The sequence below is a fragment of the Paenibacillus humicola genome (genome assembly GCF_028826105.1).
Taxonomy (GTDB): domain Bacteria; phylum Bacillota; class Bacilli; order Paenibacillales; family Paenibacillaceae; genus Paenibacillus_Z; species Paenibacillus_Z humicola.
The window spans coordinates 875,675-902,337 of the sequence record NZ_JAQGPL010000001.1; the positions used below are offsets into that span (position 1 = coordinate 875,675).

At 58.8% G+C, this 26,663-nt stretch carries 30 protein-coding genes and 1 pseudogene; 30 read left to right on the forward strand and 1 reads right to left on the reverse strand.

The features are described from left to right. Positions 1-5 precede the first annotated feature (5 nt). From moaC to PD282_RS04290, 27 genes are all read left to right on the forward strand, one after another. Complete coding sequence (moaC, locus tag PD282_RS04160) at positions 6-479, forward strand: cyclic pyranopterin monophosphate synthase MoaC (RefSeq protein WP_274649111.1); 474 nt, start codon at positions 6-8, stop codon at positions 477-479. Positions 480-504: 25 nt separating this feature from the next. Beyond that, positions 505-999, forward strand: a complete 495-nt coding sequence (locus PD282_RS04165; RefSeq protein ID WP_274649112.1) for a MogA/MoaB family molybdenum cofactor biosynthesis protein — start codon at positions 505-507, stop codon at positions 997-999. Beyond that, the gene (locus PD282_RS04170; RefSeq protein ID WP_274649113.1) at positions 996-2,021 is read left to right on the forward strand and encodes a molybdopterin-binding protein; all 1,026 of its coding nucleotides are present in this window, start codon (positions 996-998) and stop codon (positions 2,019-2,021) included. The genes PD282_RS04165 and PD282_RS04170 overlap by 4 nt, the downstream gene beginning before the upstream one ends. 110 nt (positions 2,022-2,131) lie before the next feature. Beyond that, positions 2,132-2,368, forward strand: coding sequence for a twin-arginine translocase TatA/TatE family subunit (locus tag PD282_RS04175; protein WP_274649114.1), 237 nt, complete (start codon positions 2,132-2,134; stop codon positions 2,366-2,368). A gap of 115 nt (positions 2,369-2,483) precedes the next feature. Next, positions 2,484-3,221: a twin-arginine translocase subunit TatC gene (tatC, locus tag PD282_RS04180; RefSeq protein ID WP_274655012.1), complete on the forward strand. Its 738-nt coding sequence runs from the start codon at positions 2,484-2,486 to the stop codon at positions 3,219-3,221. Between the two features lie 128 nt (positions 3,222-3,349). Beyond that, complete coding sequence (locus tag PD282_RS04185; RefSeq protein WP_274649115.1) at positions 3,350-4,315, forward strand: helix-turn-helix transcriptional regulator; 966 nt, start codon at positions 3,350-3,352, stop codon at positions 4,313-4,315. A gap of 72 nt (positions 4,316-4,387) precedes the next feature. Then, positions 4,388-4,888 carry a DinB family protein gene (locus PD282_RS04190; RefSeq protein ID WP_274649116.1) on the forward strand — a complete coding sequence of 167 codons (501 nt, stop codon included), beginning with the start codon at positions 4,388-4,390 and terminating at the stop codon, positions 4,886-4,888. Between the two features lie 240 nt (positions 4,889-5,128). Further along, entirely contained in the window at positions 5,129-5,413 is a 285-nt protein-coding gene (groES, locus tag PD282_RS04195) for a co-chaperone GroES (RefSeq protein ID WP_274649117.1), read from the forward strand. Between the two features lie 181 nt (positions 5,414-5,594). Continuing rightward, on the forward strand, positions 5,595-7,223 hold the full coding sequence (gene groL / locus PD282_RS04200) for a chaperonin GroEL (protein ID WP_274649118.1): 1,629 nt from the start codon (positions 5,595-5,597) through the stop codon (positions 7,221-7,223). A 212-nt stretch (positions 7,224-7,435) separates the two neighbouring features. Then, the gene (locus PD282_RS04205; RefSeq protein WP_274649119.1) at positions 7,436-8,500 is read left to right on the forward strand and encodes a CobW family GTP-binding protein; all 1,065 of its coding nucleotides are present in this window, start codon (positions 7,436-7,438) and stop codon (positions 8,498-8,500) included. Between the two features lie 110 nt (positions 8,501-8,610). Then, the gene (locus tag PD282_RS04210) at positions 8,611-9,165 is read left to right on the forward strand and encodes a hypothetical protein (RefSeq protein WP_274649120.1); all 555 of its coding nucleotides are present in this window, start codon (positions 8,611-8,613) and stop codon (positions 9,163-9,165) included. Between the two features lie 339 nt (positions 9,166-9,504). Then, entirely contained in the window at positions 9,505-10,866 is a 1,362-nt protein-coding gene (locus PD282_RS04215) for an outer membrane lipoprotein-sorting protein (RefSeq protein WP_274649121.1), read from the forward strand. 183 nt (positions 10,867-11,049) lie between these two features. Beyond that, the gene (gene alr, locus PD282_RS04220) at positions 11,050-12,231 is read left to right on the forward strand and encodes an alanine racemase (protein WP_274649122.1); all 1,182 of its coding nucleotides are present in this window, start codon (positions 11,050-11,052) and stop codon (positions 12,229-12,231) included. A 252-nt stretch (positions 12,232-12,483) separates the two neighbouring features. Continuing rightward, complete coding sequence (locus PD282_RS04225) at positions 12,484-12,765, forward strand: CopG family ribbon-helix-helix protein (RefSeq protein WP_274649123.1); 282 nt, start codon at positions 12,484-12,486, stop codon at positions 12,763-12,765. A gap of 3 nt (positions 12,766-12,768) precedes the next feature. After that, on the forward strand, positions 12,769-13,119 hold the full coding sequence (locus PD282_RS04230) for a type II toxin-antitoxin system PemK/MazF family toxin (RefSeq protein ID WP_090644310.1): 351 nt from the start codon (positions 12,769-12,771) through the stop codon (positions 13,117-13,119). A 291-nt stretch (positions 13,120-13,410) separates the two neighbouring features. Next, positions 13,411-14,142 carry an SAF domain-containing protein gene (locus PD282_RS04235; RefSeq protein WP_274649124.1) on the forward strand — a complete coding sequence of 244 codons (732 nt, stop codon included), beginning with the start codon at positions 13,411-13,413 and terminating at the stop codon, positions 14,140-14,142. Next, positions 14,139-14,981 (forward strand): CpaE/TadZ family protein, encoded by an 843-nt coding sequence (locus PD282_RS04240; protein ID WP_274649125.1) that lies wholly within the window; start codon positions 14,139-14,141, stop codon positions 14,979-14,981. Before PD282_RS04235 ends, PD282_RS04240 begins: the two co-directional genes overlap by 4 nt. Next, entirely contained in the window at positions 14,981-16,393 is a 1,413-nt protein-coding gene (locus PD282_RS04245) for an ATPase, T2SS/T4P/T4SS family (RefSeq protein ID WP_274649126.1), read from the forward strand. Before PD282_RS04240 ends, PD282_RS04245 begins: the two co-directional genes overlap by 1 nt. Continuing rightward, a complete protein-coding gene (locus tag PD282_RS04250) occupies positions 16,390-17,325 on the forward strand; it encodes a type II secretion system F family protein (RefSeq protein WP_274649127.1) in 936 nt (311 codons plus the stop codon). Before PD282_RS04245 ends, PD282_RS04250 begins: the two co-directional genes overlap by 4 nt. A gap of 64 nt (positions 17,326-17,389) precedes the next feature. Beyond that, positions 17,390-18,280 (forward strand): hypothetical protein, encoded by an 891-nt coding sequence (locus PD282_RS04255; protein ID WP_274649128.1) that lies wholly within the window; start codon positions 17,390-17,392, stop codon positions 18,278-18,280. 69 nt (positions 18,281-18,349) lie between these two features. Further along, positions 18,350-18,499, forward strand: coding sequence for a hypothetical protein (locus PD282_RS04260; RefSeq protein ID WP_274649129.1), 150 nt, complete (start codon positions 18,350-18,352; stop codon positions 18,497-18,499). A gap of 96 nt (positions 18,500-18,595) precedes the next feature. Continuing rightward, entirely contained in the window at positions 18,596-18,742 is a 147-nt protein-coding gene (locus tag PD282_RS04265; protein ID WP_274649130.1) for a hypothetical protein, read from the forward strand. Beyond that, positions 18,739-19,164 carry a hypothetical protein gene (locus PD282_RS04270; RefSeq protein ID WP_274649131.1) on the forward strand — a complete coding sequence of 142 codons (426 nt, stop codon included), beginning with the start codon at positions 18,739-18,741 and terminating at the stop codon, positions 19,162-19,164. The genes PD282_RS04265 and PD282_RS04270 overlap by 4 nt, the downstream gene beginning before the upstream one ends. Before the next feature lie 21 nt (positions 19,165-19,185). Further along, positions 19,186-19,671, forward strand: a complete 486-nt coding sequence (locus PD282_RS04275; protein WP_274649132.1) for a hypothetical protein — start codon at positions 19,186-19,188, stop codon at positions 19,669-19,671. Positions 19,672-19,778: 107 nt separating this feature from the next. Beyond that, positions 19,779-20,996 (forward strand): M24 family metallopeptidase, encoded by a 1,218-nt coding sequence (locus PD282_RS04280; RefSeq protein WP_274649133.1) that lies wholly within the window; start codon positions 19,779-19,781, stop codon positions 20,994-20,996. Positions 20,997-21,238: 242 nt separating this feature from the next. After that, positions 21,239-22,462 carry a DUF4062 domain-containing protein gene (locus PD282_RS04285; protein ID WP_274649134.1) on the forward strand — a complete coding sequence of 408 codons (1,224 nt, stop codon included), beginning with the start codon at positions 21,239-21,241 and terminating at the stop codon, positions 22,460-22,462. Further along, positions 22,426-22,656, forward strand: coding sequence for a hypothetical protein (locus PD282_RS04290; protein WP_274649135.1), 231 nt, complete (start codon positions 22,426-22,428; stop codon positions 22,654-22,656). The genes PD282_RS04285 and PD282_RS04290 overlap by 37 nt, the downstream gene beginning before the upstream one ends. A 501-nt stretch (positions 22,657-23,157) precedes the next feature. On the opposite strand, the pseudogene PD282_RS04295 reads toward PD282_RS04290, so the two are convergent. Further along, positions 23,158-23,283 (reverse strand): annotated as a pseudogene (locus tag PD282_RS04295) (methionine adenosyltransferase domain-containing protein); the annotation flags it as partial. Positions 23,284-23,450: 167 nt separating this feature from the next. Here PD282_RS04295 and PD282_RS04300 point away from each other — a divergent pair. Genes PD282_RS04300 through PD282_RS04310 form a run of 3 tightly spaced genes read left to right on the forward strand, consistent with a single transcriptional unit; the run spans position 23,451 to position 26,662 of the window. Beyond that, positions 23,451-24,353 carry a sugar phosphate isomerase/epimerase family protein gene (locus PD282_RS04300; protein WP_274655014.1) on the forward strand — a complete coding sequence of 301 codons (903 nt, stop codon included), beginning with the start codon at positions 23,451-23,453 and terminating at the stop codon, positions 24,351-24,353. Between the two features lie 2 nt (positions 24,354-24,355). Beyond that, positions 24,356-25,531, forward strand: coding sequence for a Gfo/Idh/MocA family protein (locus PD282_RS04305; protein WP_274649136.1), 1,176 nt, complete (start codon positions 24,356-24,358; stop codon positions 25,529-25,531). A 36-nt stretch (positions 25,532-25,567) separates the two neighbouring features. Further along, entirely contained in the window at positions 25,568-26,662 is a 1,095-nt protein-coding gene (locus tag PD282_RS04310; RefSeq protein WP_274649137.1) for a Gfo/Idh/MocA family protein, read from the forward strand. Position 26,663: the final 1 nt, after the last annotated feature.

Here is a 26,663-nt window from a genome sequence, read left to right on the forward strand (position 1 = left end):
AGCGTATGGAACTGACGCATTTTAACGAGCAGGGCCGGGCAAAGATGGTCGACGTGACGGAGAAGGCGGTTACGTCGCGGTCCGCGACGGCGCGGACGACGGTGACGATGGCGCCGGATACGCTGTCCCGCATCAAGGCGGGCACGATCGGCAAAGGCGACGTGCTGGCGGTTGCCCAAATCGCCGGCATCATGGCGGCCAAGAAGACGTCGGACTGGATTCCGATGTGCCATCCGCTTCCGCTCACGGGCGTGAATTTATCGTTCGGCGACAACGGAGCAGATCAGCTTTATATAGAAGGAACCGTGAAGACGACGGGCAAAACGGGCGTCGAAATGGAGGCGCTGACGGCGGTTTCGGCGGCGGCGCTTACCGTGTACGACATGTGCAAGGCGCTTCAGAAGGATATGGTCATCGGCCCGACCATGCTGCTGGCCAAAAGCGGCGGCAAAAGCGGCGATTATATTCGCGAGGAATAATCGGCGAAAGCGGGGGAAGAAGCTCATGCGGTGGAAAGTGGCATTACTGACGGCCAGCGACAAAGGCTCGCGCGGCGAAAGGGAAGACACGAGCGCACAGGTCATCCGGGAACTGGTGGAGGAAGAACTGGGCGGCGACATTGTCGACTACCGCATCGTGCCGGACGAGCAGGATGAAATTATGGCCGCCCTCATTGAAATGACCGATTATTACCAGGCGGATCTCGTCATCACGACGGGCGGAACGGGTCTCGCGCCGCGCGATTTGACGCCGGAGGCGACGCTCCGAATTATCGACCGCAACGTTCCGGGCCTGGCTGAAGCGATGCGGCTCGGCGCGATGCAGCGCACGCGGCGGGCAATGCTTTCACGGGGCGTCTGCGGGATCCGCGGACGTTCGCTTATTATCAATTTGCCGGGAAGTCCGAAGGGCGTACACGAGAATTTAATGGCCATTATGGACCAGCTGCCGCATGCCCTCAGCATCTTGTCCGGCCGGACGGGAGAGCACAGCGAATGAAAACGACCAAGACGGTGCTGAAGGAAATTCCGGTTCAGGAAGCGGTCGGCCTGCGGCTCGCACACGATTTGACGCAAATCATTCCCGGACAATTCAAGGGACGGCTGTTCAAAAAAGGCCATATTGTGACGGAAAGCGATATTCCGAAGCTGCTCGACATCGGCAAGGAGCATATTTATATTCTGGAGCTCGGCGAACGCGAGCTTCATGAAGACGATGCGGCGGCCCGGCTTGCCGCGGCGCTCGGCGGCGACGGTCTCACGGCGACGGAGCCGCATGAGGGCAAGGTCGCCATTAAATCGGCGCTGCAGTCTCCGGCGCTTGCGCAAATCGATGCCGAGCTCGTGCATGAAATCAATGCGCTCGGCGAAATCGCTCTGGCCACGGTGCGGACGAACACCGTCGTCCAGGCAGGCGGCCAACTGGCGGCGACACGCGTCATTCCGCTGGTTGTGCCGGAAGCGAAGGTGGAGCAGGCGGAGGCGGCTGCGGCGAGGTACCGCGAGCTTCACGACGGCCGGGGGCCGCTGCGGTTGAAGCCGCTTCGCCGCCATCGGATCGGGCTGTTGACGACCGGCGGCGAGGTATTCTCCGGCCGCATCCAGGATAAATTCGGCCCGGCCGTGCGGCGCATCGTTGAGTCGCTCGGCTCGGAGGTGGCGGAGCAGCGTTTCGCCCCGGACGACCGACAAACAATTGTCAAGGAAATACACTACTTGCTGGCGCAGCGGTATGATATGATACTGGTAACGGGCGGAATGTCCGTCGATCCCGACGATCGCACGCCCGGCGCGATTCAAGCGGCCGGCGCGGATATCGTCAGCTACGGAACGCCGATGCTGCCCGGCTCGATGCTGCTGGTCGGATATATTTCCGGCGTCCCCGTCATGGGGCTTCCGGGCTGCGTCATGCACGACCCGTACACCTCCTTCGACGTGCTGCTTCCCCGGATTTTGGCGGGGGATACGATAACGAAGGCGGACATCGTGCATATGGGCTATGGCGGTCTTCACGTCCGCTGAAACGAATAACAGTATGGCCGCTTTTCAGGCGGTTTTTTGGTCATTAAACGCTTTTGCGTATTGAATTTACGTTTACGAACGATTTACGAATCATGACAGGAGGGAACGATATGTTTAGCGGAATCGGCGTTACAGGCTTCATCCTTCTTGTGCTTGTCGCGCTCCTGCTGTTCGGGCCGAACAAGCTGCCGGAGCTCGGGCGCGCTTTCGGCCGGACGCTCAAGGAATTTAAAGCGGGCGCGAAAGACCTCATGGACGACGACGGCCAGGAACGCAAAGAGGTTTCACGGATCGAGACGAACCGCAAGCCTGGAGAACAGGCGGACGATAAGCGGCTTCCGGAATAACGGAACCCGCTTTTTTTTTAAGGCTTGGAAAATTCCACTCGGATTACCGAAAGTGAGGTGCGCGGAAACGGTGACTCCGTCCGAATCCAACACGCCTTCTCCCGGCGATGGGCTGATGACGCTGTTCGAACATCTCGGCGAACTCCGGCGCAGAATCGTATATATTTTGATTGTGCTGGTGCTTGCCATGATCGTCGGGCTGCTGCTGACGTTCCCGCTGTACAATTATTTGATGGATCAGGAGCCGGTTAAAGGCATGTCCCTGCACGCATTTTCGCTCTGGGACGGCATCGGCATTTATATGAAGTTTGCGCTGGTGATCGCGATGGTCGTCGTGCTGCCGTTCACGGCCTTCCAGCTGTGGGCGTTCATCAAGCCGGCGCTGAAGGAGAACGAGCAGCGCGCGGCGCTGATGTTTGTGCCGTTCGTGTTCCTTATGTTTCTCATCGGGCTCGCGTTTTCGTATTTCGTCGTCTTTCCGATGGCATTCCGTTTCACGACGGAAGTGGCGCGGCATTTGAATTTGGAGGAAACGTACGGCATCACCCAATATTTCTCGTTTATGTTCAACATTCTGATCCCGATTTCGCTGCTCTTCGAGCTTCCGGTCGCGATCATGTTTTTGACGAAGCTGCGGATTTTGACGCCGATGCGGCTGCGCAAGATGCGCAGGCTCGCTTATTTTATTCTCATCTTCATCGGGGTCGTCGTCACCCCGCCCGATTTTATTTCGGACTCGCTGGTGGCGGTTCCGCTTATTTTGCTCTACGAGCTCAGCGTGTTTTTGTCCGGCGTCGTATACCGGAAGCAGCTTGCTGCCGACGAGGCTTGGGAGGAGCAGTACAGCACGTAAAACGTTCGGATGCCGGCCTTCTGGGCCGGTTTTTTGCTTAGCAGTGACTGCCGAAGCCGAATTTTTTGCCGGAGCGGCTGCTGCAGTGGTATCCTTTTGACAGGAAAGCGTTCGGGGAGGAATGCGTCATGAAGCTTGACCGGCTGCTCGCGATTACGATGCTGCTGCTGAACCGCCGCCGCGTCGGCGCCAAGGAGCTGGCCGACCGCTTCGAGGTATCGCTGCGGACCATCTACCGCGACCTAGAAACGATCAATCAGGCCGGTATTCCGATCGTCTCCTACGCGGGAGCGAACGGCGGGTATGAAATTATGGACCAGTACCGCATCGAACGCCAGTATTTGTCGCTGGATGAGCTGCAGTCGATTATTATTGCCCTGCAGGGCATGCGGTCGTCCTACGATGAGCAGGATATCGGCGCGCTGCTCGACAAGGTGGGCGCATTGACAGCCAAAGCCGAACCGGGCGCCGTGACCGATCCGCACGGGCAGCTTATCGTCGATATCAATCCGTGGCATGCCGGCAGCCGGGAGGACAAAGAAATGCTGGCCGATTTGAAAACGGCGATTCGCAGCACGAGGCTGATCCGTTTCTCGTATACGACGACGCAAGGCGAAGATTCGGAGCGGATGTGCGAGCCGATGGGCATCGTGCTGAAAGGGTATAGATGGTATTTGTACGGCTACTGCCTGCTTCGCCGGGATTACCGGATTTTCCGCTTATCGCGCATCGACCGCTTAACGGTGCTGGAGGAGACGTTCACAAGGCGGGAGAAGACGCTGGAGCAGCTCGATTACCGGTGGAACCGCACCGATGATCCTCCGGAGCTTGTGCGGCTCGTGCTTCGTTTTCACCCGCGGGCAAAAGCGAGGGTCCGGGATTACTTCGATCCTAGCCGGATCGAAACGGAGGCGGACGGTTCGCTGCTCGTGACGGCGGAGCAGCCGGATGAAGACTGGCTTTACGGCATGCTGCTCGGCTATGGCCCCGACGTGAAGGTGCTGGAGCCCGAATCCGTTGCGCGCAAAGTCACGGCGCTCGCCGGAGAGATCGTCCGGTTATATGAGAAATCGGCTTTTTTTTCACTGACATAAGGCTGTCAGGGGGAGGCCGCTATACTGAACATGTGCTAGTGATCCGTAAGAAAATCGAGGAGGACGCCGAACATGTTCAAAACGGTACAGGAGTTTGCAGCCGAATGGAAAATGGAGACGAAATCGACCGCAAGAGTGCTGGAGGCGATGACCGATGCGTCTCTCGGCCAGCGAATTGCTCCGAACCACCGCACGCTCGGCCAGCTGGGCTGGCACTTGGCGACAACGATGCACGAAATGCTGTCCCGTACAGGTCTTGAATTTCCTCCGCTCGAAGGCGGGGAGCAGGCGCCTGAATCGGCCGCCGCAGTCACGGATGCGTATAAACGTGCCTCGGCCGATATGCTTCGTGCGGTCGAAACGCAGTGGACCGATGCGTCGCTTGGTCAAGTAACCAACATGTACGGCGAGGATTGGCCGAACGGACTGACGCTGCGCATCCTGATCCAGCACGAAATCCACCATCGCGGTCAGATGACCGTGCTGCTCCGACAAGCCGGGCTGCGCGCGCCCGACATTTACGGTCCGACCCGCGAGGATTGGCTCGAGCGCGGCATGCAGCCGCTCGTTTAACCGCCTGCAGCACATCGAATGAAGACGCCCTTCCGCCGCCGTGCGGAGGGCGTCTTTAGTTTATTCTGCGGACCTGTCCGAAGCGCTGCGCAGGCTGATGTAAAATTCACGCAAATTGCTTTCGCCTACTTGAAATCCAATAGCAAAATCGGTATTATTAAAAATGGTTATTAGCACTAACCAGTTGCGAGTGCTAATAAAAACTTTTTCGGCAACTACAATCAAAAGGAGGCTATTTTCATGATCAAACCTTTGGGTGAACGCGTATTGGTCGAACCGATCGCGAAAGAAGAAACTACCGCTAGCGGCATCGTGCTGCCGGATACGGCGAAAGAAAAGCCGCAAGAAGGCAAAATCGTTGCAGTCGGAAGCGGCGCGCTCAACAAGGACGGCTCTCGCATTGCCCTGGAAGTGAAAGAAGGCGACCGCGTACTGTTCTCGAAGTATGCCGGCACCGAAGTGAAATACGAAGGCAAAGAGTACTTGATTATGAAAGAAAGCGACATCCACGCCATTTTGGGCTAAGCCCGTATTGGATACGAATATACATGTGCGTTCTTGATTTGAGCGAATGCTTCTACGGCGGTTTCCGTTAGACGGACGTTTGGAAGGTTCGCAGAAAACATAGCGGATGCTTACGAAGCGAGTTTTGTTGCGAAGTTATTCAGGAAGCATAGCTACACAAAACTTTTAGGAGGTCAAAACGATGGCAAAAGATATCAAATTCGGCGAAGACGCCCGCCGCGCGATGCTGCGCGGGGTTGACGCGCTTGCAAATGCAGTAAAAGTAACGCTCGGCCCGAAAGGCCGCAACGTGGTGCTGGAGAAAAAATTCGGCAGCCCGCTGATTACGAACGACGGCGTTTCCATCGCGAAAGAAATCGAGCTGGAAGACGCATTCGAAAACATGGGCGCGCAGCTCGTTAAAGAAGTTGCGACCAAAACGAACGACGTTGCCGGCGACGGTACGACGACGGCTACGGTTCTCGCGCAGGCAATGATCCGCGAAGGGCTGAAAAACGTAACGGCTGGCGCAAACCCGATGGTTATCCGCAAAGGCATCGAGAAAGCCGTTCGCGCCGCTGTTGAAGAGCTGAAAAACATCGCCAAGCCGATCGAAGGCAAACAATCGATCGCACAGGTGGCCGCGATTTCTTCCGCAGACGACGAAGTGGGCCAACTGATCGCGGAAGCGATGGAGAAAGTCGGCAACGACGGCGTCATTACCGTCGAAGAATCGAAAGGCTTCGTAACGGAGCTTGAAGTTGTCGAAGGGATGCAGTTCGACCGCGGGTATACGTCGCCTTACATGATTACCGATACGGACAAAATGGAAGCTGTGCTGGAAAATCCGTACGTCCTCATCACCGACAAAAAGATTTCCAACATTCAGGAAATCCTGCCGGTGCTGGAGAAAGTGGTTCAATCCGGCAAGCAGCTGCTGATCATCGCAGAAGACGTCGAAGGCGAAGCGCAAGCGACGCTCGTCGTCAACAAGCTGCGCGGCACGTTCACCTGCGTAGCGGTTAAAGCTCCGGGCTTCGGCGACCGCCGCAAAGCGATGCTGCAGGATATCGCCGCTCTGACCGGCGGTCAAGTCATCACCGAAGAGCTCGGCCTCGAACTGAAATCGGCTTCGATCGATCAGCTCGGTTCCGCGCGTCAAATCCGCGTGACGAAAGAAAACACGATCATCGTCGACGGCGCAGGCAACAAGTCCGACATCGACGCTCGTGTCAACCAAATTCGCGCGCAGCTGGAAGAAACGACCTCCGAATTCGACAAAGAGAAGCTGCAAGAGCGTTTGGCGAAGCTGGCCGGCGGCGTAGCCGTCATCAAAGTCGGCGCGGCGACCGAAACCGAGCTGAAAGAGCGCAAGCTGCGCATCGAAGACGCATTGAACTCGACGCGCGCTGCCGTTGAAGAAGGCATCGTTTCCGGCGGCGGCACGGCGCTCGTGAACGTGTTCAACGCGGTGAAAGCCGTTCAAGCCGACGGCGACGAGCAAACGGGCGTCAACATCGTGCTGCGCGCGCTGGAAGAGCCGGTTCGCACGATCGCGGCGAATGCCGGCCAAGAAGGCTCCGTCATCGTCGAGCGCCTGAAAGGCGAAGAGCTCGGCATCGGCTACAATGCCGCTACGGGCGAATGGGTTGACATGTTCTCCGCCGGTATCGTCGACCCGGCGAAAGTCACGCGTTCCGCACTGCAAAACGCGGCTTCCGTTGCGGCCATGTTCCTGACGACCGAAGCGGTTGTTGCCGATAAACCGGAAAAAGAAAAACCGGCTATGCCTGACATGGGCGGCATGGGCGGTATGGGCGGCATGATGTAATCCATCAGCCCAATACCAAGCATTACCAAGGAAAATGGGACCTTACGGGGTCCCGTTTTTTTGTGCCTGCAGCCCATAAAAGCCCCTTCATACTGGCTGCAGACGGGGAAGCCTGTCCGCTTTGCTTTTCCCGTCTCGCTTAACGCGGTATAATCGGGTAATCCGAAGCTTTTCCGGCAGGCTTTATGGCTCATTTGGGAGGTAAACGGCTGATGACGGACAAAGAAATGCGGCAACAAGAACCGGGCACGGTCCCGGTGCACCTGCTGAGCGGATTTCTCGGCAGCGGCAAAACGACGCTTCTGAATCGGATTGTCGATCATTATAAGGCGGCGGGCGTGAGAGCGGCCGTTGTCATGAATGAGCTGGGCGAGGTCAATCTGGACGGCCAGCTGATCGCCGGGGACGTGCCGATGGCGGAGATGCTCGGCGGCTGCATTTGCTGTACGATTCGCGGCGATCTCGGCTCGGAGCTGAAGCGGCTCGTGGACGAGCATCGGCCGGAGGTCGTGCTGATTGAAGCGACCGGAGCGGCCAATCCGATCGAAATGATGGACGCGGTCACTGAAGCTTCGATGCTGGCGCGCGTCGAGCTGCGTACGGTGGCGACGGTCGTCGACGGCCCGGAGCTGCTTGCGCGCAGCCGAAAAGGCGGACGAACGTTCAAGCTGATGCAGGATCAAATCCGCTGCGCGACCGATTTAATCGTCAATAAAGCGGACCGGCTCGGTTCCGAGGAGCTGATCGAAGTGCAGCAGCTGGTCCGGGAGTTGAACGAATACGCACCGATGACCGTTACGGTCCGCTGCATGACGGAGCTCGGCATTTTCGCTCCGGACGCGGCGGAAGGCCGCATTCCCGCCCGCGGCGGGCGGGACGTCCACGAAGCGCATCTGTGCGGCGCAAATTGCAGCCACGGACTTCATCGCGACGGTCAGGAGCAGAGCGGCGAACACTACGTCTCGCACGAGCATGTGATGACCCTGACGCATTATTTTAACGGACCTGTCGACAGTGAAGCGTTCGAGGCGCTGCTTAAACGGCTGCCGAATGACGTGTACCGTGCCAAAGGGATTGTTACGTTGACGGACACGCGCAGCCGGTTTCTGTTTCAATACGCTTACCGCGAGTCCGATTTTATCCGGATTACGCCGCAGGGCGAGGTGAACGACGTAGCGGTGTTTATCGGCGAGCATTTTGCGAAGGACCGGCTGCTGGAGGAACTGAAGCGGCTGGAAGAGGCCGGCGCAAGCGCGGGAAACGGGAACGGCGCGTGAAACGAAGGATAAACCGGCCGGCCGCCGGGCTCGGATTACATTGGACCCCAATTGGGTAAACTATCCAACTGTTGATCGATTTCACACTACCGAAGGAGATGACAGTTGGAATGAAATGGGTGAACATCAAGCGGAATGCCGCCCTCGCCGCCCTCCTGACAGGTGCGCTGCTCCTTGCGGCCGTTCCGGTGCCGGCGTTCGGTGCGCCAGAGGCGGCGCCCGGCGGCCAGTCCGGTCAGAACGAACAAGCCGGGCACGATTGGAAGGACGACCGCGGCCATTGGCGCGAGCATCATGAAGCGCGCAAGCTGAAGCATTTGAAGGAAGCGGCCGAGTATTTCGGCATTGCGACCGAAGGCAAAACGGCGGATCAGCTTCGTACCGAGCTGAAAGCCGCGAAAGAAAAGGATGCCGCGAAGTGGGAACGGTTCAAAGCCGAGCATAAAGCGAAACGGCTGGAGAGGCTTCAGACAATCGCGAGAAAGCTCGGCATCTCGACCGAGGGCAAATCGGCCAAGCAGCTGCGCGAGGAAATCCGCGCCGTCTGCCGCGAGAAGCGGAACGCGGCCAAGCGGGACGGCAAGTCCGGCGAGGAAACAAAGCAGGATCAACGCTCGGGAAAGAAGGCCGAACAGTCGGCCGGCGGGAGCGGTTCGCATATGTAATCGCATAAGAGGTGCTCGAGCCGCAAGGCAATGCGGACTTCGGGCAGCCTCTTTTTGCGCTATATAGGCCGTTATACGACTCGGCCCATTCAATGAGGCTCGCTCCCTGGCAGCACCTGTTTTCCTTCACTGCGGCTGGAAAACATCGATTCCAAACAAGCCGGGGCTAGTCTGCATAAATGTCCAAGTCCCCTCATAGACATGTACAAGTCAAGCGTAAACGGCCACGTCCCGTACGGGGCCGCGCCGCAGGCGGAGCCGGTCTCCAGGCCGATGCCGCCGCGCGGCGGTCCGTACGAAACCGGATACGTTTAAATCATGTGATGAGGGGTTGATCTCATGCGTCGTCGAGTCGGTTTCATCGCGGCCTTCCTGCTGCTCGCAGCGGCGGTGCTCGCCGGGTGCGGGACCAAAGACGCGAATTCGGTCGTCAAAGATTTGGACAAAACGGTAAACACGATGGAAAGCTACCACGGCAGCGGCAAAATGATTTTGCACACCGGCCAGCAGCCGCTCCAGTACGATGTCGATGTCTCCTACCAAAAGCCGAACTATTACCGGATCGAGCTTACGAACGCCAAGAAGGACATTACGCAAATCGTGCTTCGCAACGATGAGGGCGTGTTCGTCCTGACGCCGCGCCTCAACAAGGTGTTCCGCTTCCAGAGCGACTGGCCGGCCAACCAGGGGCAGGTTTATTTGTACCAGACGCTCGTGCAGAGCATCCTGCTAGATAATTCCCGCCAGTTCACGACCGACAAGGACGCATACGTCTTCGACGTCATGGCCAACTACCAGAACGGCTCGCTCGCGCGGCAAAAGATTTGGCTGAACAAAGCCGACTACGCGCCGAAGCAGGTGGAAGTCAGCGACGCCAACGCCGCCGTCATGGTGGAGGTGAAATTCGACAAGTTCGAATTCGATTCCAAGCTGGATAAAAGCGTCTTCGACACGCAGCGCAACATGGGCGGAGCGAGCGACAAACCGACGATCGCCGAGCCGGATAACAGCATGAACGACTCGTCCGACAACGGGACGGCGAACGCGCCGGACAACGCCAACGCCAACGCCAACGCCAACGCGGCGGACAATTCGAATGACGGTTCGACGAATAACATGAATGCCGATAACTCAAACGCGAACGCGCAGGACGACTCGAATATGAGCGCGCCCGACAACAATGCCGACGGCAACGCGCCGCAGTCCGACGACAATACGGGAGCGGATCCGGACCAGTCGGCGAACGGCAACGCGAATAATTCGGCAGACGACAACAGCAGCCAGACAAGCGGCGACAATAACGCGCAGTCCGATGACAATGCCCAGGATACCCTTGCGCCGGCCGGCGGCGGACAGCCCGACGGCACGTTCACCGCGATGGAGCCGTCTTATCTGCCGGACGGCGTGTCGATGAAGGATTACGACGACATCACCTTTGGCGGCAATCCCGGCATCATGTTCCGTTATACAGGCGCTTACGATTACACGCTGATTGAAACGCAGCCCGGCGATACCGCCGCATCGCTTATACCGGGCACCATGGTCGATCTCGGCTTTACGATGGGCTCCATCAGCGGAGACGATCAGAAGACGCTCATTTGGACCTACAACGGGATGGAATACCGGCTGACGAGCGGTACGCTGCCGGAGCCCGAGATGGTGAAAGTCGCGCAGTCCGTACTCGACGAAATGGGCAAATAGACGAGATAAGGGTATATTTTCCACCGCCAACCCGGCGGATTCCGCCTTCCGTTTCATTGACAGCCTCAAGCCCGAGCAGGTAACATAAAGGTTACGGGTTTAAGACGACAAACGCCCGTCCCTGTGCGCCCTCATGGCGCCGGGGGCGGCGTTTACGTTTGGGATGAGAAGAAGGTGGAAGGTTTGAACGATTACTACCGTCCGACGCGGGCGGAAATTTCGCTCGACGCGCTGCGGCACAACTTGCTTTCGTTTCGCAAGGCGATTCCGCAGGACATGAAGCTGATGGCTTCCGTCAAGGCTAACGCCTATGGCCACGGAGCGGTGGAGATTGCCCGGGAGGCGGCCGCGTGCGGCGTCGATTATTTGGGTGTCGCCTTCCTGGACGAAGCGCTGCAGCTGCGGAGAGCAGGCATTTCGGCGCCGATCCTGGTGCTCGGCTATGTGCCTCCCGAAGGGCTCGGCATCGCCCGCGATCGGAATATATCGATATCGCTTTTCCGCGAGGACATTTTACAGGCGGCCGCATCGCTCCCGTCAACCGGCAAGCGGCTGAAGGTACATGTCAAAATCGATACCGGCATGGGCAGGCTCGGTTTGCTTCCCGGCGAGGAAGCGGTTCGTTTTATCGGCCGGGCGGCCATGGAGCCGAACCTCGAGGTCGAGGGGCTGTTTACGCACTACGCCCGGGCCGACGAAGGCGACAAAAGCTATACGCGGCTGCAGCACGAGCGCTTCGCCTCCGTCGTCGAGGAAGTGAAACGCGCCGGCATGGCCGTTCCCATCATTCACGCGGCCAACAGCGCCGCCGGCATCGACACGCCGGAATGGGGCGGGGGCATGCTGCGGCTCGGCATCAGCATGTACGGCTTGTATCCGTCCGAAGAGGTAAACAAGCGCCGCATCCGGCTCGAGCCCGTGCTTTCGCTGATCTCGGAAGTCGTGATGACGAAACGGGCGCCGGCGGACTGGGGCATCAGCTACGGGACGCGCTATGTGACGCAGTGCGAGGAGCGGATCGGTACCGTTCCCGTCGGCTATGCGGACGGCTTCAGCCGGATGCTGACGGGCAAAGCCGAGGCGCTCGTGCGCGGTCGCCGGGTGCCGGTGCTCGGCACGATCTGCATGGATCAGTGCATGATCGCGCTCGACCCGGCCGCGGATGCGGAATTCGGCGAAGTCGAAGACGGCGAGCAGGTCGTCCTGATCGGCTCGCAGGGCGGAGAGACGATCACCGCCGATGAAGTGGCGGCGAAGCTCGGCACGATTAACTACGAAGTGGCCTGCATGATTGCGGCGCGCGTTCCGCGCGTCTACGTGCGCGGCGGAGAAATCGTCTCGATCGTCAACGGGCTTGGCGGGTAAACGCATGGTTTTTCCGTCTCCAGCATTCGCCGCGCGCGGGGCAATTTACCAGATCTTTTTACGATCGGATTAGAGGATTTTTGCGATTTTTCGCGAATTAGTCAAGATGCGGACAGTACGGCTTGAAAGCGGAGTAACGATGCAGCATACTTGCTATACGCTCTGCATAGATATGATGGAGTATAATTCGCTGAAAACTTTGACATACTGTTACTGCGTTTTTGCTGGAAATGTTTTGGGGGTGCGAGTTCGGTGGCCAATATGCAAAACACCAAGAGGATTATGATCAGTTTGCCGGATCATTTACTGGAGGAAGTCGACGGGATCGTCGCCAAAGAAAACTCGAACCGAAGCGAATTTATTCGACAAGCGATGAAATTGTACTTGGTCGAGCGCAAAAAACGTCAAATCCGCGAATCGATGCAGCGCGGATATTTGGAAATGGCAAAAATCAATTTGGGAATGGCATCGGAAGCTTTTCAAGCGGAGGAAGATGCCGACAGCACGCTCGGCCGACTCGTAAGCGGGGTGTAGAGCTTGATCGTAAAACGCGGCGATGTGTTTTTCGCGGATTTGTCTCCTGTCGTCGGTTCGGAGCAGGGAGGAGTCCGTCCCGTTCTCGTCATTCAGAACGACATCGGCAACCGGTTCAGTCCGACGGTGATTGTGGCCGCCATTACGGCGCAAATTCAGAAGGCCAAATTGCCGACGCATGTGGAAATCGATGCGGCTTCGCACGGCTTCGACCGAGATTCCGTGCTGCTGCTGGAGCAGATTCGGACAATCGACAAACAGCGGCTGACCGATAAAATCACGCACCTTGACGACGAAATGATGCGCAAGGTGGACGAAGCGCTGCAAATCAGCGTCGGTTTGATCGATTTTTAAATCGTCCGGCGGCGCCGGAAGCGGAACAGGGCGGATGCCCTGTTTTTTGTCGTATGGGAATGAAGGTTAACATTTCGCCTTTTCTCGGTCGTTCGAAGAGAAGAACCCGGGAAAGGTTAAGGAACTTTAAAAATTTTGCGCGGCATATAGACAGCTTGTCGTTGGTCTGCTATTATGAGGTCATTATATGGAATTGTTTGATCCTTAAGGCGATGCGAAGAACGCATGCTTGGGCATAATGCCCCGGTATGCGTTTTTTTTTATTGCCATGAAATTGGGGGGCGGGACCGGTTGAACAGAAAGAAAAATATGCTGATCAGCGCAGCGGCAGCAGTGATGTCCGGCATGCTCGTGTACGGCGTGTATACGGTGCAGCTGCGACAAATCCGGTTTCAGGAGACGCTGCCGGTCGTTGTGCCGAAGCGGTTTGTCGACGCGGGTGAACGGCTGACGGCCGATGTGCTGACCGTGAAACAAATTTCGAAAGCGTCGTACGAGCCGGATATGGTGCTCGATCCGGAGGAAGCGGCCGGGCAGGAGGCGGTCGTGCCGCTCGGTTCCGGAGAACCGCTGCTCGACTGGAAAATAGACAAGTACCGGCTGCTGCCTGACCGTTCGCAATCGACGTTCCAGATTCCGCGGGAATACGTCAAATCGATTTCGAACGGCATTCGCGCCGGAGACAAAGTCTTATTGTACGTGACCGGACAGTCTACGGCATCTGCTCGCTTGTTCGACGAACCGGTCACGGTCGCTTCGGTCAAATCGTCCGCAAATATCGAAATCGACGATCCGGCGAATCCGAATTTATTGTCGCTTGCGGAAGGCGACAAGGAGAAGATGTACGCGTCGCGGCGGGATGCCAACGGCATGATCGATTTCGTCAATTTGAACCTGACGGAAGCGCAGTGGCTGAAGCTGGACAATTTATGCCGGGATGGAAAAATTCAGCTGGTCGTCGCCTTTTCTCCCGAGTCGATGGATGTCGGGGACACCGCCTCCGGGGAAGGTGCCGGGCCTTGACCGCTTCATCGCCGCTCGTCACGTTTATCGGCACGACGCCGAATATCGGCACGACGATCGCCGCGCTTGCGGCGGCGTACCGGATTTCCGAAGAGAGCGAAGCGTCCGTCGGCTTCCTGTGCCTGAATTTGAAAAGCTCGAAAACGCACCGCTACCTGGGCATCGACCGGCCGGAGACGACGGTGGACTCGCTTCGGCCCGAGCTGCGGACCGGCACGCTGCTGCCGGACAAGCTTTTTCGCTCGATGCACCCGGCGGCGGGGCGAGCCGGAGTGCGGATTTTGTTCGGCAATACACTGCGCGACCAAGCCGAGTATTTTACGCCGGAGGAAGTCGACCATTTGCTGGATAAGGCGGTGCTGACGTTCGACGTCGTTATCGCGGATGTCGGCGCATACTGGGATAATGCCGCAACGCTGTGCGCCTTGAGGCGCGCGGATGTCCGCGTTGCCGCCACGACCGCGGCCCTGTCCCATTTTCAGGAGGACGGCACGCGCTGGATCAAGCAGCTTTCGCCGGTCTACGGCATCGCGGAAGACGGATTCGAAGCGATAGTCGTTCACCCACCATGGAGAAACGGAGGCTTTCACGTGAAGGAAATCGGCAAAGAGCTTGGCATGCCGCTGATCGGCGAACTGAAATTGTCGGAGTCGATGTTATCTCAGCTGGACGGCGGGACGCTCGGCGAGTATTTCGTCCGCAGTGAACAGGGCAGACGGGTGATGGCGGAGCCGGCGGAACGCATCGTCCGTCGTCTCGGTCTGCCGCGGCGATCCGCGATTGCCGCCCAGCCTTGGTACCGGAAGCTGCTTGCGCATCGCGGCGGGGTGAACGGCTGATGGCGGGGGGAGGACGTTTTTCCCCGGCAGCCTATTCGGCCCGGCTGAGAGCGGGAGACGCGGACGGAGCGGTGCCGCTTGAGCGGGAGAACGATGCGGTTCGCGACTTTCAGCGGCTGGCGGAAGATATCCGGACGTACCTCGCGATGCCGCGCGGGGTGACGGAGGAAGAGCGCAGGCAGTATAACGAACGGCTGAACCGCGCGGTGCTCGGCTTCCCGGAGGAACGGGAGCATATAATGGCCGTAATCGCGGACCGGCTGATGCGGCAGCGGATTCACGAGCTTCCCGGACTGAACCATCCGTATGCTTCGCTGGCCGAAGCGCTGTTCGCCGAGGTCATCGGACTGAACGTGCTCGAGTTGGTGCTGCGCGGCCGCGAGGGGCTGGAGGAAATCCAGGTCGTCGGGACGCGGATTTTCGAAGTGCGGGACGGGCTCAGCCGGCCCTCCGCCTTCCGGTTCGAATCGGAGCGGGACGTCGAGCGCATTCAGCAAAACCTGGTGCTGTACAACAACGACCGTATCAACCCGCGAAAGCGGTGGGCGGAGGTCATGCTGCGTGACGGAACGCGCGTGACGATGACCGGCTACGGCTTTACGGCGCAGCCGACGCTGACGCTGCGGTTTTATACGGTGCGGCAGTTCCGGCTGGACACGTTATGCCGCGCGGAATACGGCACGATGAACGAGCGGATCCGGGATATGCTGCTGGCTGTGCTGCAGGCTCGTTTGAATCTGGTCGTGATCGGCCCGACCAACTCCGGCAAGACGCACCTGATCAAGGCGCTAATCGCCGAGCTGCCGGACGAGGAGCGGATCGTTACGATCGAAGGGCGGCACGAGATGATGCTGCGGCGGGATTTCCCGGCCAAAAACGTCATCGAATACGAGACGGACGAGGAGGACCCCATGCATCGGCCGGCGCAGGCGTTTAAGCTGGCGCTGCGGCAGTCGCCCCAGCGAATTATTCACGCGGAGATTCGGGACGAGGATGCGAATATTTACGTCCGCGCCTGCACGCGCGGGCATTCCGGCAGCATGACGACGGTGCATGCGAGCGCGCTGGAGGATGTGCCCGAAGCGATCGCCGATATGTGCATGCTTGACGGCCGCGGGATGGACCCGGTCCGGCTGACGAAACGCGTCGCCGAATATGTGACGCAGATGGGCATCGAGATGCGCAATATCGGAGGACGAAGAAGGCTTGTCCGCTTAGCGGAGCTCGATTGGTCGGACGGCGCAGTCAAGGTCCGGGATTGGGCGCGGTTCGACGCCGGCGCGGGTGAATGGAGCTATCCGGCGGCTCCATCCAGCCGGGTACTTGCAAGGCTGAAGGAAGGAGCCGATCCTTCGCTCCTAAGCGGCTGCAAGGTTCGGGACCTAGCGAAGCAGGAAGAGAGAGGGGCATGATGGATAACGCAGCTTATTTGCTGGCCGGTGCGCTCTTCCTGACGCTTTTTACAGCGATCTATTTCCTGCTTCAGCTCGGGGTCGCCCGAATGCAGTTGACAAGCCGGCTGGGCTACCGGCAGGAGCGGCGGCTGAGCCGCAGGTTCGAGCGTTTTCTTATGAAGCGCGAAGCCCTGTACCGTCATTTATCGGAGCTCATGGAGTCGCTGCAGCTTGCCGGCGGTCCCGCTCCCGTCGTCCTGACGACGGCGCTGCTGCTACTCGGCGGCCTATTGGCGGGCGCGTATCTGTTCCAAAGCGTAAAGGGCACGGTTCTCCTTGGCGGCGTGATGGGAGCTTTCCCGTATACGCTGCTGCGCATGATGCTCGTCCACCGGCAGATGAAGACGAGAATCGACTTCTTGCCTGCGGTGGAGCTGTTTTACCAATGCTGCCTAGTCAGCGGCGGGAGACAGATTCGCACCGCGTTGCAGCGGACGGTCGAGGAGAAGCGGCTGCTTGGCCCGATGCAGTCGGTATTCGAGCAGCTGTATCGCAATTTGTCGGTGAGGGGCGACGACGAGGCGAGCCTGCGCATTTTTTCGGCCTCGCTCGGGCATGTCTGGGCTGATTATTTCGTGAACATCGTCCGGGCGGGACTGGCTGAAGGCCATCCGGTCGAAAGCAACCTGAAAGACCTGATCTCCGATATGCGCAAAGCGCGAAGAGCCAATCAACAGGAGCGCAACAAGCTGCTGGAGATCCGGCTGGCCAATTTTTCGCCTCTCCTGTTTCTCGGCTTGTTTGTCGGCATCAATGTCAAGTTCAACCGGCATAACGCCTATTTGTACTACGTCGTCGATCCGAAGGGCCGGGACCTGCTGCTGAACGCGTTTGTTCTGATTTTCATCTCGTTCTTGATGGGACTGTGGTTGTCGCGTAAAAAAATGTAACGCCTATGCCGGGCTGACCGGAGCGAAGCGATTTTCAATAGGGAGAATGAAGGGAGGGTTCGCGATGGACGACACACTGTCGCGAGCGGTCGTTTGGGCGGCGCTTGCCGGCCAGTATGCGCTTGGCATGGTGTTTGGCATCGCGCTGCTTCGCGCGATTTTCGCCCGCAGGCCAAGATGGGCGCACCTTGCTTCCCTGCGATGGGGCGGGAAGGAGGTTCCGGAGCGGGTGCTCCGCCTTGCGCGGCTTCGCCGCACCGACCCGGTCTTTAAAGAGCGGGAGCGCCTGCTGGCCGGATGCGGCTACTCCGGCGACGCGGCGGTTTATGTGCTGGTGCGAAGGGCGTTCCTTGCCGGATTTCCGCTTTGGGCCGCGGCTGCTTACGGACTTGCCGGGCTGCCGAAAGCTCCGTTTCCCTCTTATGCCCCGCTCCTTGCATTAGGCATCGCCATGCTGTTCATGATGGGGGACAAGGTATGGCTGGAGGCGCTGCGCAAGCACCGTTCGGAACGCATGACAAAGGAAATTTACGTCGTCAGCAGTCAGCTGCTGTACCTTTCCGGATCCTCGCTGCACATCCATACGAAGCTGATGCGCTGCCTGCCGTATACCCGAACGATGCGGGCCGATATGCAGACGATGCTCGGGGAATGGTACCACGACGCCGAAGGTGCGCTGAGGCGTTTCAAGCTTCGTCTGGGAACCGAGGACGGAATGAGCTTCGTCGAAACGATCGACTCGCTGCGCCTCCACGAAAGCGAGGAATATTACGTACTGCTGCGCGAGCGGATTCAGGACTATAAGGAGAAGCTTGATCTGGCGAAGGAGAGCCGGAAGGAATCGACGTCTTACGTGCTGTTCGTACTGGCCGGCATCCCGATCCTGTATACGTTCCAGATTTTTATTTATCCCTGGGTGCGGGAAGGACAGAAGCTTTTTGAATCGCTTCATTGAAGCGGGCCGGTGCCGTTTCGCCGGTTGACCATGTCATGAATGGTCCGAGAACGTGTAGGAGGTGAGATAATGCGGAATATTTTGATGACGGTGATGATGATCGTCGTGGTCGTGCTGTTGTTTAATGCGATCGTAACGAAGGATACGACCGGCACGAAGGCCCAAATTCAGGCGCAAGGCGACGCGGCCAATACGAAAATCGGCGAATTGAATCCGTAAGCGGCGGCAGGCCTGCGCAGGCGGCGTTTGCTTGGCCGGTTACGCGCCGGCCGGTTACAAATGAGCCCTGTCTTAATCTTCTCGGGAGGTGATCGAATGCGCGCACTGCTGATGACGATGCTGCTGGTTGTCGTCGTGATTACCCTGTATACGAATATAACCGGGGGCGATGAAGGGACAAAAGCGCTGCTTGAGCGATCGGGAAGCCATATGGCCAATTCCATCCGGAGGATGAACCCTTGAGAAGCCTGCTCGTGTTTGTGCTTTTTGCCGCGACGATCTGCTGGTTTTTGTTTTCGCCGATATACAAGCATGTGCTTGTCGTTCGGCAGGCCGTTCTTCAGGCGGAGGTCGACTATTTGCTCGAAATCGGCTCCAACGCGGATCACGGTTATATCGACGAAACGATGATGGAGCAGTCCAGACTGCGGCTCGCCGGCTTCGGGCTGCATCCGGACGAAATCCGTTACGAGGTGACGGGTTCGAACAGCGCGCTTGCGACCAGTGCCGCCGCACCGCTGCCGCGAGGAACGGGACTTAGCCTGACGATTTCCTATCCGGTGGAGGGACTGCTCGACATCGACCGGCTGATCGGTATCGAGCCGCTCCCGGCGGACTCCCGGCTGCGTGCGGCAGGTATGAAAATGAGCGAGTATGTACCTTAGTTGACGCACGGTGGGTGAAGTATGTATAAGCTCGTTTTGATCCTTCTCATGATGGTCGTCTGGATGTCGATGCATGCGCTGCAGACGGACGAGGAAATGGCGGCGGCCGCCTTGTTTCAAGGCAAGCATGCGGTCAACCGGGCCGCCCATGCGGCTGCGCAGCAGCTCGACCCCGCGGCGCTTGCCGACGGCAGGCTTCATATTGACGAGGACGCGGCCGCCAGGGAAGCCGCGCATTATTTGCAGGCCAATTTGCAGCTGGACAAAGACGGCATGCCGCTGCCCGGCGCTTACTTGCGTGACCGGGTGGAGGTGCTCGTATGCGATGTCGTCAATGACGATCAATCGTTTCCCTACGTGTATCGAAATGCGGCATACGATTACGAAGTCACGCTCCGAAAGCCCGGCGTCGTCATGATCGTGAAGCTGGTATACCCCCGGGTCTTTTCCGTTATGGAACCGATTGAATGGGACATTAAAGGAACGGCCGAGCTCGTCGACTACTGACGAGCCGGCTGTTTTGCTGTTTGCTTCTTCCGCAGGAGACCGGCAGCCGTCCTAATTTGGTATAATGAAGCCATGGATTGGAAAATAGGAAAGCGGTGAACCCTTGTATGCTTCATGAACCATTGCTGCGCAGCGAGCTCGAATCGCGCATCGCGCGCCTGCAGCAGTCGCTGCGGCGGGAAGGGCTGTCCGGTTTTCTCGTGACGCAGCATCTCGGCCTCTATTACCTTATCGGCTCGATGCAGGCCGGCTACGCGTTTGTGCCGGCCGACGGAAACCCGGTTTTCTACGTGCGCCGGAGCGTCTCGCGCGCGCAGTCGGAATCGGCGGTGCGTGTCGAGCCGCTGCCATCGCTCCGGTCGCTGCGGCTGATGCTGGAGCGGGACTTCCCCGGGTTGTTTTCCGGCGCAGACGCAGGCGATCTTCGCATTGCGGCCGATATGGATGTGCTTCCGGCACAATTGTGCAGGAAGCTGGAAGATCAGCTGGCCGGCGCAGCTAAGCTCGTCGACGGCTCTGCGCTGCTGCGCGCCATGCGGATGATCAAATCGCCGTGGGAAATCGGCCGGATCGAAGCGGCGGCGCAGGCGGCGCACGAAGCGCTTTTTGCCGCGCTGAACGATTTGCGGGCAGGCATGACCGAGCAGAAGCTGATGGGCCGCATCGAATTCGAGCTTCGGCTGCGGGGCCATATCGGCATCATGCGCACCCGCGGGTACAACATGGAAATTTTGACCGGTATGATCGGAGCCGGAGAAGCGGCGGCCGAGCCCAGCGCGTTCGACGGCCCGGCCGGCGGGCGCGGGCTCGGCTCGGCTGCTGCGCAAAGCGTCAGCATGAGGCCGATCGGACGGAACGAGCCGATTCTGCTCGACGTCGGCTGCTGCATCGACGGCTACGTTATCGACCAGACGCGTACAGCTGTCATCGGCGAGCTGCCGGACGATTTGGCCGCGGCATACGCCATAACGGAAGCGATCGTCCATAGGTCCGAGCAGCTCATGAAACCGGGCGTTTCGCCCGAAGCGCTCTATGCGGCGGCGCTGGAGCAGGCGGCGGAAGCCGGGCTGTCCGAGCATTTTATGGGGTATGGCGACGACCGGGTAAAATTTCTTGGCCACGGCATCGGGCTTGAAGTGGATGAATGGCCGGTGCTGGCCAGGGGCTTCCGCGAACCGCTTGCAGCCGGCATGGTTCTGGCGGTCGAACCGAAATTCACCTTTCCCGGCCGGGGCGTCGTCGGCATCGAGAACAGCTATCTGGTGGCGCCGGAAGGACCGCGGGCGCTGACCCGGTCGCCCGAAGGACTGATTACGCTTCCGTAACGCGCCGCCGGATACGGCCGTTCGAGACGCATTTTTCCGGCGCATAACTTCGGGCTGCGGGACGTATGTTTCATGGAACCGGCGAGCGGCTGGCGCTATCCGGCTTTCGCCGTTTGTCCGGCCGCGATGCGGGGGAGCTTGACGGAGAGCGATTCATTTTGTACAGAAGCCCAACGTTTCTTTCGATTTCGGTAATCGGCGGCAGATGCACGAATATCGTCAAGGGAAGGAGGCAGCGCCGTATGGCGACCAAAATGTTTATCAGCTCGGTATCCGGCGGCCTTGAGGAAATTCGGCAGCAGGTGGCTTCGTTTATTGCCAAAGCGGGACACGAGCCGATCCTGTTCGAAGCCGACGCCTTCGCCAAAAATCAGGCCGGTACCATGATCGCCACCTGTCTGCGCGCGGTCGAGCAGGCTCATATCTACATTCTCATCATCGGCTACGAGGTCGGTTATTTCGTCCACGATGCCGGCAAAAGCGTGACGCACCTCGAGCTGAGAAAGGCGATTGCGGCCGGCAAGACGATCTATGTTTTTGCCGAAGAATATATCAAAAATTTTTACTTCAAGGAGTATTTGCGCATTTACCGCCAGCTGCGTGACAGCGAAGACGCCGACTCGGATAAGCCGCCGTCGTTCGAAGCGGTGATCCGGCAGATCGGGAGCATGTCGGTCAAGCGGGAGGTGCTGAACATCTTGAACGACGCATACCAGGTCGTGCCGTGGGTGTTCGGCTTTCAAAGCTCCGATGATATCGTACGCATCTTGAAGCAGGAGCTCAGCGCCTCGCTCGAGGCGCATATCGCGCTGCGCAACAGCAAGCAGCTGCAATCGCTCGACAAAGTCATGCTGGCTGCGGAGCGGTTCGAGCAATACAATCGGTTTATGGAGGATTTTTTTCCGCTGGTCGACGAAATCCGGCTGACCCGTTTTGAAGAATTGCTGCGCAAGACGCAAAGTCACCTGAAGGGCGGCACCATTTGCTACGACGAAGGGGCGGGCATCATCTCCGAGCTGGTGACGGTCGGCAACTGCGATGCCACCTCGCTGTATTATTTCGACGGCGAAGGCCGCTTTGAGCTCGTCGCGCTGTCCGGCCTGGCGCATCCGCGGCAAACGTCCATCCCGCTTCACGATCCGGGCTCCTATGTGGCTTCCGCTTACCGCGAGGCGATCGCGTTTAATCCGGACGACGGAAACAGGCCGCCGTCCACGGAAATTTTTTATACCGATCAAACGATTTATTTGTGCCACGTTTTTGGACGTTTCGTGTTTACGATTCATTTCCCGATCGAGGATCAGGCGGTGGACGCGGCGTTTTTGGACGGGCGGACGGATGACCTGTACGCCGGTTTATTGAACATTAAAGCAAACAGTGATATTCTGGAATTAATCCGATTTATATTATGCGCCGGGGGGAATGAACGATGGAAGCCAATGCGAGACGGGCTCGCGTCACGCTGACGATCGCCGATATCGTGCGGGAGCGCAACGACCAGCTGGCCGAAGCGGCGGAAGGCATTTCCCTGCTCCGGGACTCGGGGATGCTGAGACTGGCCGCCGGCAGACGGCAGGCACCGGATGGTTTGCCCGGCGGAGCGCAGCTTGCGGCTGCCGAATCCGCTGTGGATTATAAGGGAGCGCGGCGGATCGTCTGACGGCCGCCGTACATACGTGACGGAGACAGGACAAGAAACGGTTGAACCGGACCTTGTCCTTTTGTTTTTTAACTCTGGCACATCAGTTTCCTCAATTATTTGATTGTCATTAAGCGAAATCAGAATCAAGCTCCGGCTTAATTTTGACTGTGCTACAATGGGGCATAGGTTTACAGGTCAAGCGGTAAGCGGTGAAGCTCCGCCGCTGTCCAGGCGACCCGGCGCTTCAAAACGGCACACCGCTTCTTCGGGCGCATCCTGGCCGGAAAGACAAGCCGACAAGCCGTAAATCGAGGCGTACCCGGCATTCGCAAAGCGGCGGCGGACTCCAAAGAAATAATCGGCACGGCAACGAAGGAGGCGACAAACGAGCGTAACCCGGACGTACCGGACGGCGATGCGGCAAGATATAATTCCGGTAAACCGGTATATCGGAAATTAAGGGAATCGGCTGCTCCCAGGAGCCGCACACTTAAACTACAGTCAAGTTTTCGGAGCCGCGAATTGATCGCAGAGTAAGCGATCCGCTTTTTTTTCGGACACCTTGCCGGTGCAGCAGGTATCAACGCGGGTCGAAATCGGATTCGCAACGCCGATCGCATATGCGAGCTGAATCTCATTCCTGTCGAACCGGGGTCCGGCAGAACTTTCTAAAAATACTTGATGCGTTCAATAACGAGTTGCGCTGCGAAAGGTTCATGTAAGCGATTTCTCGCGGCTGCCTGTTCGAATTCCTTCTGTCGTAATACGTTTCCCTTATACGAATGCAAAGGATGTGGACGAAGTCGATGAGCGTGAAATTATCCGTTTTTACGGTGGCGACGCCGGATTTAACGCCGGAGGAGCTGTGCCGGGCGGCCGCTTCGGCGGGCATTGAAGGCTTGGAATGGCGCTGCAAGGAAACGCCGGAAGAGCTGCGCAAGGAGAAGCCCTCCTTCTGGGGGCATAACATATGCACGATTTCGCCGGATGCGGGCGAAGACGAAATCGCCCGGTTCGAGCGGGCGGCGTCAGGCAGCGGCAGAAAAGTACTGGCGCTGACGCCGTACTTGGCCTGCGGCGATCTCGAAAGCACCGACCGGGTCTTCCGCCTGGCGAAGCGGCTCGGCGCATCGATGGTGCGCGTCGGCGTCCCCGGCTATAACCGGACGCGCCCGTACGGCGAGCTGTTTGAAGAAGCGATCGCTTATTTGAACGAGGTCGAGCCGCTCGCGCGGGACTACGGGATCAAGGCACTGATCGAGACGCATCATGTGACGATCGCGCCCAGCGCCGGCCTGGCGCACCGGCTCGTCAGCCGGTATAATCCCGAGCATGTCGGCGTCTTGTACGATCCGGGAAACATGGTGCACGAAGGCTTCGAAAATTACCGGATGGGTCTGGAACTGCTCGGCCCGCATCTGGCGCACGTGCATGTGAAGAACGCCGGCTGGTCGCCGTCCGAGTCGCAGCCGAATACGCCGCAGGCGATGGGCGCAGGCGGCGCGGAAGCCGATCCGCTTCAGCCCGCCGACTGGAAATCCGGCTGGCGGCCGATCGCAAGCGGCATCGTGCCGTGGAAGCAGGTGCTGGCCGATCTGAAATCGGTCAACTACGACGGCTGGTTCGGGCTGGAGGATTTCAGCGGCGCATACGGATCCGCGGAGATGCTGCACACTTACGCCAAACAAATGAAAACTTGGATGGAGGAGTTGTAAACATGAGTGAGAACAAGCTGAGGTTCGGCATTATCGGTGTAGGGAACATGGGCTCCGGACACGTGAAAACGCTGCTTGCGGGGCAGGTCGAGGGAGCGGAGCTCACCGCGGTGTGCGATGGCTTCGAGCCGAAGCGCGAGTGGGCGAAAAAGGAATGGCCGGGGCTGCCCGTGTTCGAGGATTCGGCCTCGATGATCGATTCGGGCCTGGTCGACGCGGTCGTCGTGGCGACGCCGCATTACGATCATCCGACCGAGGCGATTCAGGCGTTCGCCAAAGGCATGCACGTGCTGATCGAGAAGCCGGCCGGCGTGTACGTCAAGCAGGTGCGGAAGATGAACGAAGCGGCTGCGGCCAGCGGCAAAACGTTCGGCATCATGTATAACCAGCGCATGAACCCTTTGTATCAGAAGCTTCGCGAGCTGGTCGTTTCCGGCGAGCTCGGCGAAATTCGCCGCACGAACTGGATCATTACGAACTGGTACCGTTCGCAGGCTTATTACGATTCCGGCTCGTGGCGGGCGACGTGGGCCGGTGAAGGCGGCGGCGTGCTGATCAACCAGTGCCCGCACAATCTCGATTTGTGGCAGTGGGCCGTCGGCGGCCTTATGCCGGTCCGCGTCCGCGCGTTTTGCCAGTTCGGCAAACACCGCAGCATCGAGGTGGAGAACGACGTGACGGCTTATGTCGAATACGATAACGGCGCAACCGGGGTATTTATCACTTCGACGGCCGACGCTCCGGGAACGAACCGGTTCGAGGTCACCGGCGATCGCGGCAAAATCGTCATCGAGGACGGCAAAATGACGTTCTGGCGCCTGCGCGAATCCGAGCAGGAATTCAATGCCCGCAACAAAGCCTCGTTCGCTTCGCCGGAATGCTGGAAGATCGACATCCCGAGCAGCGGAAAGAGCCCGGAGCACCGGGGCATTTTGCAAAATTTCACCAACGCGGTGCTGAAGGGCGAGAAGCTTGTGGCGCCTGGCGAGGAAGGCATCTACGGACTGACGATTTCCAATGCGATGCATCTGTCCACCTGGCTCGACGATTGGGTCGATCTGCCGTTTAACGAAGATCTGCACGAAGCCGAGCTTAACAAGCGGATCGCCGCTTCGAGCTTCAAGAAGCCGGAAACCGAACAGACGGCTGCACCTGCCGATTTGACGGGCACGCACTGACGAGATACGACCACGATAAGGAGAGTGTGAACGAACATGGCAGCAGCAGATTTCAACCGCGCCGACGGCATGAATTACGCGCCGGTGTCCGTCGTCAAGCCGAAGCCGGTATGCGGACCGGGCGAATTCATATTTGCGGTGATGGCGCTCGATCACGGCCATATTTACGGCCAGACCAACGGCCTCCTCGAAGCGGGCGGCACGCTGAAATGGGTATACGATCCCGATCCGGCGAAGGTCGAGGCGTTTGTAAAAGCGTACCCTTCCGTCCAGGTCGCTTCCAGCCCGGAAGTCGTTCTGGAGGACAAAGAAGTGCGGCTTGTCGCTGCCGCCGCCATTCCCAACGAACGAGCCGCGCTCGGTATGCGGGTTATGGACCACGGCAAAGACTATTTTACCGATAAAACGCCGTTTACGACGCTGGAGCAGCTGGATGCCGCAAGGCGGAAAGCGGACGAAACGGGCAAAAAATATATGGTTTACTACAGTGAGCGCCTCCATGTGGAGAGCGCGGTTTACGCAGGGCAGCTGATCGCCGAGGGCGCGATCGGCCGCGTGCTGCAGGTGCTCGGCACCGGACCGCACCGGCTGAACAAGCCTTCGCGCCCGGACTGGTTTTTCCGCAAGGAGCAGTACGGCGGCATCCTGTGCGATATCGGCAGCCACCAGATCGAGCAGTTTCTGTTCTTTGCCGGCTGCAAGGACGCGACGGTGGCGCACAGCAAGGTAGCGAACTATAACAATCCGGACGTGCCGGAGCTCGAGGATTTCGGGGATGCGACGCTGATCGGCGACAACGGGGCGACGAACTATTTTCGCGTCGACTGGTTCACGCCGGACGGGCTCGGGACCTGGGGCGACGGCCGGACGATCATTCTCGGTACCGACGGCTTTATCGAGCTGCGGAAATATATCGATATCGGACGGGATAAGCAGGGCGGGCACGTTTACTTGGCGAACGGCGAAGGCGAGTATCATTTTGCCGTAAACGGACAGATCGGCTATCCGTTCTTCGGCGAGCTGATTCTCGACTGCCTGAACCGGACGGAGAACGCCATGACCCAGGCGCATGCGTTCAAAGCGGCCGAGCTGTGCTTGAAGGCGCAGAACGCGGCCGTTCGCATCGTGTAAT

Bases quoted from the DNA above. Each gene is read 5' to 3' on its own strand.
- moaC (WP_274649111.1), top strand. From the start codon at position 6: ATGGAACTGACGCATTTTAACGAGCAGGGCCGGGCAAAGATGGTCGAC.
- PD282_RS04165 (WP_274649112.1), top strand. From the start codon at position 505: ATGCGGTGGAAAGTGGCATTACTGACGGCCAGCGACAAAGGCTCGCGC.
- PD282_RS04170 (WP_274649113.1), top strand. From the start codon at position 996: ATGAAAACGACCAAGACGGTGCTGAAGGAAATTCCGGTTCAGGAAGCG.
- PD282_RS04175 (WP_274649114.1), top strand. From the start codon at position 2,132: ATGTTTAGCGGAATCGGCGTTACAGGCTTCATCCTTCTTGTGCTTGTC.
- tatC (WP_274655012.1), top strand. From the start codon at position 2,484: ATGACGCTGTTCGAACATCTCGGCGAACTCCGGCGCAGAATCGTATAT.
- PD282_RS04185 (WP_274649115.1), top strand. From the start codon at position 3,350: ATGAAGCTTGACCGGCTGCTCGCGATTACGATGCTGCTGCTGAACCGC.
- PD282_RS04190 (WP_274649116.1), top strand. From the start codon at position 4,388: ATGTTCAAAACGGTACAGGAGTTTGCAGCCGAATGGAAAATGGAGACG.
- groES (WP_274649117.1), top strand. From the start codon at position 5,129: ATGATCAAACCTTTGGGTGAACGCGTATTGGTCGAACCGATCGCGAAA.
- groL (WP_274649118.1), top strand. From the start codon at position 5,595: ATGGCAAAAGATATCAAATTCGGCGAAGACGCCCGCCGCGCGATGCTG.
- PD282_RS04205 (WP_274649119.1), top strand. From the start codon at position 7,436: ATGACGGACAAAGAAATGCGGCAACAAGAACCGGGCACGGTCCCGGTG.
- PD282_RS04210 (WP_274649120.1), top strand. From the start codon at position 8,611: ATGAAATGGGTGAACATCAAGCGGAATGCCGCCCTCGCCGCCCTCCTG.
- PD282_RS04215 (WP_274649121.1), top strand. From the start codon at position 9,505: ATGCGTCGTCGAGTCGGTTTCATCGCGGCCTTCCTGCTGCTCGCAGCG.
- PD282_RS04245 (WP_274649126.1), top strand. From the start codon at position 14,981: ATGGCGGGGGGAGGACGTTTTTCCCCGGCAGCCTATTCGGCCCGGCTG.
- PD282_RS04250 (WP_274649127.1), top strand. From the start codon at position 16,390: ATGATGGATAACGCAGCTTATTTGCTGGCCGGTGCGCTCTTCCTGACG.
- PD282_RS04255 (WP_274649128.1), top strand. From the start codon at position 17,390: ATGGACGACACACTGTCGCGAGCGGTCGTTTGGGCGGCGCTTGCCGGC.
- PD282_RS04260 (WP_274649129.1), top strand. From the start codon at position 18,350: ATGCGGAATATTTTGATGACGGTGATGATGATCGTCGTGGTCGTGCTG.
- PD282_RS04265 (WP_274649130.1), top strand. From the start codon at position 18,596: ATGCGCGCACTGCTGATGACGATGCTGCTGGTTGTCGTCGTGATTACC.
- PD282_RS04275 (WP_274649132.1), top strand. From the start codon at position 19,186: ATGTATAAGCTCGTTTTGATCCTTCTCATGATGGTCGTCTGGATGTCG.
- PD282_RS04280 (WP_274649133.1), top strand. From the start codon at position 19,779: ATGCTTCATGAACCATTGCTGCGCAGCGAGCTCGAATCGCGCATCGCG.
- PD282_RS04285 (WP_274649134.1), top strand. From the start codon at position 21,239: ATGGCGACCAAAATGTTTATCAGCTCGGTATCCGGCGGCCTTGAGGAA.
- PD282_RS04290 (WP_274649135.1), top strand. From the start codon at position 22,426: ATGGAAGCCAATGCGAGACGGGCTCGCGTCACGCTGACGATCGCCGAT.
- PD282_RS04305 (WP_274649136.1), top strand. From the start codon at position 24,356: ATGAGTGAGAACAAGCTGAGGTTCGGCATTATCGGTGTAGGGAACATG.
- PD282_RS04310 (WP_274649137.1), top strand. From the start codon at position 25,568: ATGGCAGCAGCAGATTTCAACCGCGCCGACGGCATGAATTACGCGCCG.